Origin of the sequence: Streptomyces sp. NPDC006655 (genome assembly GCF_040703965.1) — a bacterium.
GTDB lineage: Bacteria > Actinomycetota > Actinomycetes > Streptomycetales > Streptomycetaceae > Streptomyces.
The window spans coordinates 1-11,454 of record NZ_JBEYJU010000102.1 but is presented as its reverse complement, the minus strand read 5'-3'; the positions used below and the strand labels follow the sequence as shown (position 1 = coordinate 11,454).

Here is an 11,454-nt window from a genome sequence, read left to right as displayed (position 1 = left end):
CTGATCCGCCGACCGACGGCGATGCCGTGACCGCGGTGGACGGCCCCCGCCCCATGCGCGGATCGCAAGAGGGGACGGTCCAGTCGTCGCCTCAGTGTCCGTCGCGGACCACCGCCAACCCGCCGACCCGGGTCCTGATGCCCGCCGGCTCCCGCCGGGCCGAAGCGAGCACGCCGGCCGGCCGGCCGAGGGCGTCGCCCTGCTCCACCTCGATCGAGAGCGTCCGCGCCCCTGCCGTGTCGAGCAGGTGGGCGGCCAGGCAGCCGGTGCTGTTGGCGTTGGCGACGTCCTCGTCGACACCGATCGCCGGCGCGAACATCCGCGCCGCTCCCGGTCGGTCGCCCACCGGCGGTGCGTACACGAAACAGCCGAGGAGCCCGTACCGCCGGCACGCCGCTGTCAGCCTGCCGAAGTGGGGGCGGACCCGGAGCAGCGCCGACCGGTCGTGGACCGGTACCAGCATGCGCGGCGCACCGGGCGCGGCGATCCGTGGCGCGTCGGTCGGATGCGGATCGTCCGCGGTGAGCCCGATCGCGGCGACGATCGCGGCGCGCTCGTCCGGTGCCGGGTGACGCAGCGCGACGAGGCCCTGGTCGAACCACACCTCGATGCCGGCGGGGCGGCGGACCGCGACGGTGTCGAACGTGCGCCCGCCGGTGTGTTGACGGTCGCTCAGCTCGCCCAGCGCGGTGCGGGCCAACCGGACGGCCTGCGCGGCCACGGTGCCGTGGCCGCAGCCGGACAGTTCGGCGGTGGCGGTGAAGAACCGGACCGGCAGGCCACCGTCCGGAGCCCGCCCCGGGCCGAGGAACGCCGCGTGCGAAGTGCCGGCCGCGGCGGCGACCGCACGCCGGTCCGCGTCCGTCGCCACCGGGTCGTCGTAGGTGACCGCCGTCGGGCTACCGCCCCGGCCGCCGCGCCGCACGCACGCGTCGACCACCGTGACGTCCGGCCAGGCCATCGGCCCACCTCTCACGCTCATGTGACGCTCGACGAACCGGCAACCGCGAACGGCGTCCGCCGCTCATCAGGAGAGTCGGTGAAGATCCGACCGGACCTCGGTCAGTCGATGCCTTCGACGATGCGGAAGTCGCGCTCGACGCCGTCGGAGAGGGCGACCAGCGCCTCCTGGTAGGCCGCACTCGCGCGCGTCGCGACGGCCTGCTCGAAGCTGTCGAACTCGATCAGTACGGTGCGCTCGGCGATTCCGGCGTCATGCGCCACGACACGACCGCCACGGACGAGGGCGCGACCGCCCCCGGCCTCGACCGCGCGGCGGGCCAGCTCGTTGTAGGCGGCCAGCTTCTCGGGGTCCGAAATGGTGCGGTAGACGCTGACCCAGTAGCCCTTGGGCATGGGACCTCCAGTGTGAGGACGAGTGCAACTGACGTACGGGTTGGTCAGAAACGCCGACTGGACGCTAGTGTTTCGAATAACGAAACGCAAGGAGGGCCATGCCGACACCGCGCCCAGGAACACCGGTTCGTGGATCGACCACCGGCCGTCCCCTCATGGCCGCGATGGACCTGTTCGGCCGTCGGTGGGCGCTGCGCATTCTCTGGGAGCTGCGTGCGGGTCCGCTCGGTGCCCGCGCGCTGCTGGCACGGTGCGAAGGGCTGTCGTCCAGCGTCCTCTACCAGCGGCTCCGCGAACTCGCGTCGAGCGGGATCATCGCGCCCTCGGCCGACGGCTACGAGCTGACTCGGCTGGGCACAGCACTCCGTGACGCCCTTCGCCCGCTCGACGAATGGGCGATCACCTGGGCGCGGGAGCAAGAACACAGCGACCAGGAGCACGCGTGAACGTAGCTGGGTCCCACCCCGGACAGTGCCGTCGGCACGGTCATCCACGGACTGGATGACCCGGATACGGGATTCGGATCGTCCGAGGGATGGCAGCGTGACCGCGGGCGGCCCATAGTCGTCCCCACCCGCACGCCGCTGTTCCGACCGCCGGCGAGTGCGGCCCCCCGCGGCATGCCGTGCGTTGTCGGCGCCCCCCACAGGCATGCCCGCTCCCGTCCGCCGTCCCATGGAGTCGCCATGCCTGCTTCCGTCCCGCCGTCCGCCGTCGCGGTGGACGATGCCGCACCGTCGCCCGTCGCCGTCTCCGGCCCCGCCCACCTGCTGCGCCTGACCCTGTTGATGGCCGGCAGCTGCATGCCGATCCTCGGGGCGGTGCTGATCGCCCCGGTGCTGCCGAAGATGCAGGACCACTTCGCGTCGACCCCGGGGGCCGAGGCGCTGGTTCCCCTCGCGCTGACCGCCCCGGCGCTCGCGCTGGCGCTGCTGGCGCCGTTCGCCGGGGTGATCGTCGACCGGCTGGGCCGGACACGCCTGCTGATCGTGACGACCCTGCTGTACGCCGTGTTCGGGACGGCCCCGCTCTATCTGGACTCCCTGGGCGCCGTCATCGCCAGCCGGGCCCTGGTCGGTGTCGCCGAGGCCGCCATCATGACGTGCTGCACCACGCTCATCGGCGACTACTACTCCGGTCACCGGCGGGTGAAGTACCTCGCCCTGCAGACCATGTGCGGCTCGGCGTCGGCCACCGTCTTCTTCGTGATCGGCGGGGCCGCCGGGTCCGCGGGCTGGCGGGCGCCCTTCTGGATGTACGCGGTGAGTCTGGTGCTCGCCCCGCTGATGGCGGTCGCGCTGCCCACTCCGGCGGCCCGGGCGACCGTGGCCGAGGTCCAGGTCGAGGCCGCGCCCCGTCGCGCCTTCCCGTGGCGGCGGCTGCGGGGCGTCTGCGCCCTCACCTTCTTCGGAGCGATGGTCTTCTACACCGTCCCGGTGGAGATGTCGTACCTGCTCGACGATCTCGGGGTGCACGACTCCGGTGTGATCGGCCTGGCCACCGCGGTCTCGAGCGCGGCCACCGTGGGCGGCGCGGTCGCCTTCACCCGGCTGCGGCGCTCCGCGCACGCGCTGCTGCCCGGGGTCCTCGCCCTCTGCGCGGCCGGCTTCGGGGTGATGTTCCTGGCGGGCAACGCCCCGCTGCTGGTCTTCGGGGCGGTGGTCAACTGCCTCGGTACGGGCATGCTGCTGCCCGCCCTCCTCACGAACGCCATGTCACGGCTGGAGTTCGAGGACCGTGGCAGGGGCACGGGACTGTGGACGGCGGCCTTCTTCGGCGGTGAGTTCGTCTGCCCGCTCGTCCTGCTCGCCGTGCAGGCGGCGGTCGGAGGTCTGGCCGGTGCGGTGGGCGTGCTGGGGCTGGCCACCGCCCTCCTCGCGGCGGGTCTCCTCGCGGCCCGCCGTCGCGTCGGCGCCGTCGGCCCTCGGCCGTTGCCGGAGCGGACGGCCTGACGCGTGGTGCTGCCGGTCAGCTCGACGTGTCGACGTGCCTCACGAGGTCGTCGTCGCCCGTCAGCGTCGCCCCCACCTCCGCCGCCTTCTGCCGCAGCCAGATGTGCGCGGCGTCCTGGGCGTGCACCGGGTGCCACCACATCGCCTCCCGCACCGGTACGGCTTCGAACGGGCAGGGCAGGACACGGACCGCGGCGGAGCGCACCGCCTTGCGGGCCAGGCGTTCCTGGATCATCCCGATCCGGTGGGTGCCCTCGATCATGTGGGGCAGCAGCTGGAAGGTCTGCACGGAGACCTCGACGCGCGGGCTGATGCCGATCATGCTGAGCTGCCGGGCGGCCGGGGCGTCGTAGGGGCGTTGGTAGACGGCCCAGGGCAGCCGGGCGAGGTGGTCGAGGGTGAGTTCGTCGCCGACCTCGGGGTGGTCGTCGGCGACCAGGCACAGCCAGCGGTCGCTGAAGAGGTCGACCGCGGGGAGTCCGTCGATGACGCCGTGCGGCATCAGCAGTCCGTCGACGGTGCTCAGCACGGTCGCGGTGTTCTCCACGACGGAGGGCGCCGGGTGCTGGAAGGCGAGCCGGATCCCGGGCGCCTCCCGGTGCAGGGCACGGGCCAGGGCGGCCCCGAAGACGGCCGCGCCGTAGTCCGACGCGAGCAGCGTGAACTCGCGGCTCTCGGCCGCCGGATCGAAGTCGGCCTGGCTGGCGAAGACCCGCTCCAGCAGGTCGCAGGCGGTGGCGCTGCGGTCGCGCAGGGCGGTGCCCAGTGGCGTCAGTTCGTAGGAGTTGCCGGTCCGGGCGAGCAACTCGTCGTCGAAATGGCGCCGCAGCCGGGACAGCGCCGCGCTCATGGCCGGCTGACTCAGCCCGATGCGCTCACCGGCCCGGGTGACGTTGCGCTCCTCGAGCAGCGCGCGGAGGGCGACGACCAGGTTCAGGTCGAGTCGGGACAGGTTCATCGGACACCACCGGCACGGAGATGGGTATTCGCCATATGGATGTGCTTCATCCACGGGATTCATTTCCGCGATCTGCGGTTCCGGGTCAGAGTAGACCGGAATCCAGCGGGAGGAAATCTCATGGCAACACGCGCGCAATCCGCCGGTCCGTTCGCGCTCGGCACGCTCTCCACTCCGGACGGGGACCCGTTCCCCGGCCTGGTGGTCCAGGACCGGGTGCTGGACCTGAGCCGGGCCCTGGCCTGGGAACCGGCCGACGTGCGGTCGCTGCTGGCACGGTGGGAGGAGGCGCTCCCCGCTCTGCACGCCCTCGCGGGCGACGACGACCTGGAGTGGCGGCGGCTCGACGGTCTGCGGGTGCACGCCCCGGTCGAGCCCCGGCAGGTCTTCCAGTCCGGCGCGAACTACCGGCAGCACGTCATCGACCTGGAGGTCGCCCACCGCGCGCCCGACGACCCGCGCACCGCCGAGGAGGCGCGGGCGGAGATCGCCGCGGTGATGGACCGCCGGGCGGTCGAGGACCTGCCGTACGTCTTCACCGGTCTGCCGAGTGCGATCGCCGGTCCCTACGACGACGTCGTGCTCCCTTCCTGGGCCGAACAGCCGGACTGGGAACTGGAGTTGGCCGCTGTCATCGCCAAGCCCGCCTATCGGGTCCCGGTCGAGCGGGCCCTGGAGCACGTCGCCGGGTACACGATCGCCAACGACCTCACCGACCGGGCGGGCGTCTTCCGCCGGGACATGAAGGCCATCGGCACGGACTGGCTGCGCAGCAAGAACGCCCCTGGCTTCACACCGCTCGGCCCGTGGATCGTCCCCGCAGGATCGATCGCGGACCCCGGTGACCTCCGGGTGACCCTGAAACTCAACGGGGAGACCATGCAGGACGAGTCGACCAAGGACATGCTCTTCGGTGTCGCGCGCCTGGTGTCGTACATCTCGGGGACCGCCCGGCTGCTGCCCGGGGACCTGGTGCTCACGGGATCCCCGGCCGGGAACGGCATGCACTGGGGGCGGCTGCTGCGCGCCGGCGACGTCATGGAGGGATCGATCACGGGGCTGGGCGTCCAGCGCACCCGCTGTGTCGCCGAGGAGGCCGGCGCGTGATCGACCGTACGGATCCCGAGGGTGCGATCGCCGAGGCCGCCAAGTCGTTCTCGAACTGGGGGCGTTGGGGTCAGGACGACGTCCTCGGCACGCTGAACTTGCTCGACGGGGCCAAACGGCGCGAGGGCGCCGCTCTCGTCCGGCGCGGAGTGAGCTTCTCGCTCTCCCAGCGGTTCGACATGAACGGCCCGCAGAAGGGCTGGCGCCGGCGCACCAACCCCGTGCACACCATGCTCGACACCGGCACCGACGCGGCCCTCGGGAACCAGGGCTTCCCGCACGGGATCGGCGGCGCCGACGACGTGATCGCGATGCCGCTCCAGTGCTCCACCCAGTGGGACGGGCTCGGGCACATCTTCGACCACGGCAAGGCGTGGAACGGGCGCGACGCGGCGCGCACGGTCACCTCCGACGGCGACCTCGTCACCGGCATCGAGCACATGGCGCCGCACGTCGCGGGGCGGGGCGTGCTCCTGGATGTGGGCCACGTGGTGGGCGAGGGCGGTGAGCTGCCCGACGGCTTCGCCATCACCGGGGAGCACCTGACCGCGACCGCCCGCGCCCACGGAGTGACCGTCGGCCGCGGCGACATCGTCCTCGTACGGACCGGACAACTGGCCCGTACCAAGCGCGACGGCTGGGGTGACTACGCCGGCGGGGACGCGCCCGGCCTGTCCTTCACCACCGCCGGCTGGCTGCACCGCACGGAGATCGCCGCGATCGCCACCGACACCTGGGGCTTCGAAGTGCGGCCCAACGAGTTCGACCACGCCTTCCAACCCCTGCACCAGGTCGTCATCCCCAGCATGGGCCTGCTGGTCGGCGAGATGTGGGACCTCGACGACCTCGCCGCGGACTGCGCGGACGACGGCGTGTACGAGTTCTGGCTCACCGCCGCGCCCCTGCCCATCACCGGCGCGGTCGGCTCGCCCGTCAGTCCCCTCGCCGTCAAGTAGCCCTCGCATCCGGCCCGCACCCGCGCCACGCGCCGACGGGTGACGCACCGGAGCCCCCTGGCCCGCCCGCCGGCGGGCGAGCCGCACCACGCCGCCCGAAGCCGCGCGGCCCGATCTCGGGAGGATCCCGACATGGCAGACAGTCCCCACCTCCCCCGCACTCGGCTCCGTTCGAGCGGGGGGACCCCCACCGTCCTCGTCATCGGCGGCGGCGCCTCCGGCAACGCCGTGACCGTTCTGCTGCGCCGCGCCGGCATCGCCGTCGACCTGATCGAGGCCAGGCCCGACTGGAACGCCACCACCGGCTCCGGCATCACTTTGCAGGGCAACGCCCTGCGCGTACTGCGCGAACTGGGTGTCTGGGAGCGGGTGAGCGCCTGTGGGTTCCCCTTCTCCGCGCTGGGCATCACCACCCCGGACGGCACCGTGCTGCACGTCGCCGAGGACATCAGGACCGGCGGTGACGAGCTGCCCGCGACCCTCGGCATGCAGCGCCCCCGGCTTCAGCAGATCCTCATCGACGCGGTCCGCGCCTGCGGCGCCGGCGTCCGGCTGGGCACCACCGCCGAGGCCATCGCGCAGGACGCCGACGGCGTCACCGTGCGCTTCAGCGACGGCACCGACGGCCGCTACGACCTGGTGATCGGCGCCGACGGTCTCCACTCCGCCACCCGCGCCGCCATCGGCATCACCGACAGACCCGAGCCGACCGGCATGGCCATCTGGCGCGTCGCGGCCCCGCGTCCCGAAGGCGTGACCCGCAGCGACCTCGCCTACGGAGGCCCGGCCTACATCGCCGGATACACCCCCACCAGCGAGAACACCATCTACGCGTTCGTCGTCGAAGCGTGCCGCGACCGCGCCTCCATCGACCCGGCCGCCTACGCCGACGAGATGTGCCGTCTGGCGCGGGCCTACGGCGGAGCCTGGCCGGAGATCACCCAGCACATCACCGACTCCGGGAAGGTCAACCACACCCGGTTCGACCGGCTGTTGCTGGAGGGATCCTGGCACCGCGGACGGGTCGTGCTGATCGGCGACGCCGCCCACTGCTGTCCGCCCACCATCGCCCAGGGCGCCGCGATGTCCCTGGAGGACGCCCTGGTGCTCGCCGAGTTGCTCACCGGCGGGCGGAACTGGGACGACGACCTGCTCCAGAGCTACTACGAGCGCCGCATTCCCCGGGTGCGGTCCGTCGTCGAGGCGTCCGTGCAGATCGGCCAGTGGCAGCTGGACGGCGTGCGCGACGCCGACGTGCCCGGGCTGATCGGACGCATCATGAACACCTTGAAGGAGCTGCCGTGACGTCCCCCACCGTGGACGTGCACGCCCACGTCCTGCTGCCCGAGGTGGACGCCCTCGTCGCGGACCTGCCGGGACTGGCCGAGGCCCGGGCCCTGGACGCACGCCGCAACGGCCCGGCGGCCCTCGCCGTCAGCGGTCCCATGGTCCGCGAGCGCGCCCCGAGGATGACCGACGTCTCCGTGCGGCTGGCCCTGATGGACGCCCAGGGTGTGGACGTGCAGCTGGTCAGTCCTTCCCCCTCGCACTACCACTACTGGGCGGACGAGGAGACGGCCGAGAAGGTCCTCCGGCTCGCCAACGAGGCGACGGCCGCCCACTGCGCCGAGGCTCCCGCACGGCTGCACGGACTCGGCCTCGTCCCCCTGCAACACCCCGAACTGGCCGTGCACGCCCTCGAACACGCCCTGGAACAGGGCCTGCTGGGTGTCGAGATCTCCAGCCACGCCCCCGGCCGTGAACTGTCCGACCCGGCGTACGCACCCTTCTGGTCCCGAGCCGAGCAGACCGGCGCCGTGCTGTTCCTGCACCCCTTCGGCTGCACGCTCGACGAGCGGCTGGACCGCTGGTACCTGTCCAACACCGTGGGCCAGCCGGTGGAGAACGCGGTCGCGCTCTCGCACCTGATCTTCTCCGGAGTCCTGGACCGGCACCCGGGGCTGAAGCTGATCGCCGCCCACGGCGGCGGCTACCTGCCCACCCACATCGGCCGCTCCGACCACGCGTGGCGGACGCGCCCCGATGCCCGGGCCTGCTCACGGGAGCCGAGCAGCTACCTCAGGCGGCTGTACTTCGACTCCGTCGTCCACGACCCGCACGCCCTGCGGGAACTCGTCCGGGCGGCGGGCGCCGACCGCGTCCTGCTCGGCTCCGACTACGCCTTCGACATGGGCACCGCCGACCCGGTCGCCGCCCTGCGCGCCGCCCGGCTGTCCGACCCCGACTTCCACGCCGTGCGCGGCGACAACGCCGCCGCGCTTCTCGACCTCTCCTGAGAAGGATCCCCCCATGTCCGACCGCCTGCTCACCCACCTGCGCCACGTCGACCTCGCCGTGCCCGACTACGACAAGCAGCTCGACTTCTACTCCGGCGTCTGGGGCCTGACCAAGGTCGCCGAGGACTCCGGCATCTCCTTCCTCGCCGCCGAGGGCAGCCCCGAGCAGTACGTCGTACGGCTGCGCCGGGCCGACGAGAAGCGCCTCGACCTCGTCTCCTACGGAGCCGCGAGCGCGACCGACGTGGACACGCTCGCCGAGCGACTCCTCGCGGGCGGCGTGCAGTTGATCTCACGGCCGGGAAAGGTCGACACCCCCGGCGGCGGGTACGGCTTCCGCTTCTTCGACGTCGACGGCCGCACGATCGAGGTCTCCGCCGACGTCGAGGTACGGCGGCACCGCAGGATCGAGGAGAAGGAGTCGATCCCGGTCAAGCTGTCGCACGTCGTGCTCAACTCGCCGGACCTCGACAGGACCAAGGCGTGGTACGAGGAGCACCTCGGCTTCCGGCTCTCCGACACGCTCGGCCATCCGCACATCGGCGACGTCATGCACTTCATGCGGATCAGCAACCAGCACCACTCCATGGCCATCGCGAAGGGCCCGCACACCTCGCTGCACCACGTCTCCTTCGAGATGCGCGGCATCGACGAGTACATGCGCGGCTCCGGACGCGTGATCCGCGCCGGCGTCAGGAAGATCTGGGGGCCGGGCCGGCACACGGCGGGCGACAACACCTTCACCTACTTCCTCGACCCGCACGGCAACACCGTCGAGTACACGACGGAGCTGGAACTGCTGGACGAGGACACCTGGCACCCGCACGTCTACGACTTCTCGCGGCCCGAGGTCACCGACCAGTGGGGCACCGCCAACCCCATGAACGAGCTGGTCACCAAGGAGTCCTTCAACGACGTCGACCGCGGCGTGTTCGTCGCCCCGCCGGTCTGACCCCACACCGACAGGAAACCCCATGCGATTCGCCGCGTACGAGTACCGAAACCGACGCCATGTGGCCGTCGTCGAAGAGGACGGCACACTCCGTCCTCTCCCCGGAGTCGGATCCCTGACCGGCCTGCTCGCTCACTGCGGCGGCCTGCCCGGACTGCTGGCCGCGGGCTCCGCCGGCCCGGACGTCCCGCCCGGCCCCCATGTCTCCGAGGTACGCCTCCTTCCCCCGCTGCGGCCGCCCACGGTCAGGGACTTCGTCACCTTCGAGGAGCACGTCGAGGGCGTGCGGCGCTCGGTGGACGGCGCCGCGGGCGTACCCGAGCAGTGGTACGCCGCCCCGACCTTCTACTTCACCAACCCCTACGCGGTGTACGGCCCGTACGACGACATCCCCGTGCCGCCCGGCTCGACCGTGCTCGACTTCGAGCTCGAAGTCGCCGCCGTGATCGGCACCGAGGGCCGTGACCTCACCCCCGAGCAGGCCCGTGACCGCATCATCGGCTACACCGTCTTCAACGACTGGTCGGCCCGCGACCTGCAGTCCGCGGAGATGAAGGTGGGCCTCGGACCCTGCAAGGGCAAGGACACCGCAACCACCCTCGGCCCGTACCTGGTCACCGCCGACGAGCTGGAGAAGTACCGGGACCGGGACGGTTTCCTGCGCCTCGGGCTCACCGCCTCGGTCAACGGCCTGACCGTCGGCACGGATCTCCTGTCCAACATGAGCTGGACCTTCGAGGAGATGGTCGCCTACGCCTCCCGCGGCACCTGGGTCCGCCCCGGCGACGTGCTGGGGACGGGCACCTGCGGAAACGGAGGCTGCCTCGCCGAGCTGTGGGGCGTGCACGGCGCACAGGAGCCGCCCCCGCTGAAGCCCGGCGACACGGTCACGCTCACCGTCGAGGGCATCGGCAGTGTCTCCAACACGGTCGTCGCCGGGGCCGCCCCGGTCCCGCTGCCGATCGGCCGACGGCGCTCCCGGGAGCGGCCATGACCGGGGTACGTCCCGTGCGGTTGCACGGCAAGGTCGTCGTGGTCACCGGCGCGGCCCGCGGTCAGGGCGCCGCCGAGGCCGCGGCGCTGACCCGCGAGGGCGCCCGGGTCGTCGCCACCGACGTGACCGAGGCACCCGGCTGCCGTAGGCTCGACGTCACCAGCGAGCAGGACTGGGCCGAACTCGCCGCCGACCTGGGGGAGTCGTACGGAGAGGTGCACGGCCTGGTCAACAACGCCGGTGTCACCTGGCGCGCCCGCGTCGACGACGTACGGCCCGAGGACATGGCCCGCGTCCACGCGGTCAACGTCACCGGGCCGCTCCTGGGCATCCAGCACCTGGTGCCGCTGATGCGCCCCGGTGCGTCGATCGTGAACGTCGGCTCCTCGGCGGCCCGGACCGCCCACTACCCGGTCGCCTACACCGCCAGCAAGTGGGCACTTCGCGGTCTGTCGGCCACCGCCGCCATGGAACTGGGGCCACGCGGCATCCGCGTGAACACCATCCACCCCGGTTACATCGAGACCGAGATGACCGCCTCGGCCGCCCCCGCCTTCCGCGCGGCCAACCTCGCCGGGACACCACTCGGCCGCACCGGGACCGTCGACGACGTCACCCCGCTCGTCACCTTCCTCCTCTCCGACGAGTCGTCCTTCATCACCGGAGCCGAGATCCCGGTCGACGGCGGTCTCACCACGCACGGCGGCGCCAAGCCGATCTCGGACGCCGTAGGGCACTAGCTAGGGCCTGTCTGACAATTCCCGCCTGCCGCGCGACGCCATGCACGCTCCCCCAGCCTCCGGCCGGGGGGACCCCCAGAGCACGCACCTGACGCCGCGCGGCCGCCCTCCGGGCGACGACGGGAATTGTCAGACAGGCCCT

General features: G+C 72.2%; 12 protein-coding genes. 9 read left to right on the top strand and 3 right to left on the bottom strand.

The window, feature by feature from the left end; genetic code table 11:
* Positions 1–91: 91 nt before the first annotated feature.
* The gene (locus AB0958_RS37155; RefSeq protein ID WP_366894894.1) at positions 92–961 is read right to left on the bottom strand and encodes a PhzF family phenazine biosynthesis isomerase; all 870 of its coding nucleotides are present in this window, start codon (positions 959–961) and stop codon (positions 92–94) included.
* A 101-nt stretch (positions 962–1,062) separates the two neighbouring features.
* Positions 1,063–1,356 (bottom strand): DUF1330 domain-containing protein, encoded by a 294-nt coding sequence (locus tag AB0958_RS37150; RefSeq protein ID WP_366894893.1) that lies wholly within the window; start codon positions 1,354–1,356, stop codon positions 1,063–1,065.
* Positions 1,357–1,511: 155 nt separating this feature from the next.
* Between AB0958_RS37150 and AB0958_RS37145 the strand changes: the two genes are divergently transcribed.
* Positions 1,512–1,802, top strand: coding sequence for a helix-turn-helix domain-containing protein (locus AB0958_RS37145; RefSeq protein WP_366894892.1), 291 nt, complete (start codon positions 1,512–1,514; stop codon positions 1,800–1,802).
* Positions 1,803–2,042: 240 nt separating this feature from the next.
* Positions 2,043–3,308, top strand: coding sequence for an MFS transporter (locus AB0958_RS37140; protein WP_366894891.1), 1,266 nt, complete (start codon positions 2,043–2,045; stop codon positions 3,306–3,308).
* Between the two features lie 16 nt (positions 3,309–3,324).
* Here the strand turns inward: AB0958_RS37140 and AB0958_RS37135 are convergent, their stop codons facing one another.
* The gene (locus tag AB0958_RS37135; protein WP_366894890.1) at positions 3,325–4,266 is read right to left on the bottom strand and encodes a LysR family transcriptional regulator; all 942 of its coding nucleotides are present in this window, start codon (positions 4,264–4,266) and stop codon (positions 3,325–3,327) included.
* A gap of 120 nt (positions 4,267–4,386) precedes the next feature.
* Between AB0958_RS37135 and AB0958_RS37130 the strand changes: the two genes are divergently transcribed.
* The 7 genes from AB0958_RS37130 (at position 4,387) to AB0958_RS37100 (ending at position 11,312) form a co-directional block, all read left to right on the top strand.
* Complete coding sequence (locus AB0958_RS37130) at positions 4,387–5,373, top strand: fumarylacetoacetate hydrolase family protein (RefSeq protein WP_366894889.1); 987 nt, start codon at positions 4,387–4,389, stop codon at positions 5,371–5,373.
* A complete protein-coding gene (locus AB0958_RS37125; RefSeq protein WP_366894909.1) occupies positions 5,373–6,329 on the top strand; it encodes a cyclase family protein in 957 nt (318 codons plus the stop codon). Before AB0958_RS37130 ends, AB0958_RS37125 begins: the two co-directional genes overlap by 1 nt.
* 132 nt (positions 6,330–6,461) lie before the next feature.
* A complete protein-coding gene (locus tag AB0958_RS37120; protein WP_366894888.1) occupies positions 6,462–7,634 on the top strand; it encodes an FAD-dependent oxidoreductase in 1,173 nt (390 codons plus the stop codon).
* On the top strand, positions 7,631–8,626 hold the full coding sequence (locus AB0958_RS37115) for an amidohydrolase family protein (RefSeq protein ID WP_366894887.1): 996 nt from the start codon (positions 7,631–7,633) through the stop codon (positions 8,624–8,626). The genes AB0958_RS37120 and AB0958_RS37115 overlap by 4 nt, the downstream gene beginning before the upstream one ends.
* A gap of 13 nt (positions 8,627–8,639) precedes the next feature.
* Positions 8,640–9,578: a VOC family protein gene (locus AB0958_RS37110; RefSeq protein WP_366894886.1), complete on the top strand. Its 939-nt coding sequence runs from the start codon at positions 8,640–8,642 to the stop codon at positions 9,576–9,578.
* A gap of 22 nt (positions 9,579–9,600) precedes the next feature.
* Entirely contained in the window at positions 9,601–10,572 is a 972-nt protein-coding gene (locus tag AB0958_RS37105; RefSeq protein ID WP_366894885.1) for a fumarylacetoacetate hydrolase family protein, read from the top strand.
* Complete coding sequence (locus AB0958_RS37100; protein WP_366894884.1) at positions 10,569–11,312, top strand: SDR family oxidoreductase; 744 nt, start codon at positions 10,569–10,571, stop codon at positions 11,310–11,312. Before AB0958_RS37105 ends, AB0958_RS37100 begins: the two co-directional genes overlap by 4 nt.
* Positions 11,313–11,454: the final 142 nt, after the last annotated feature.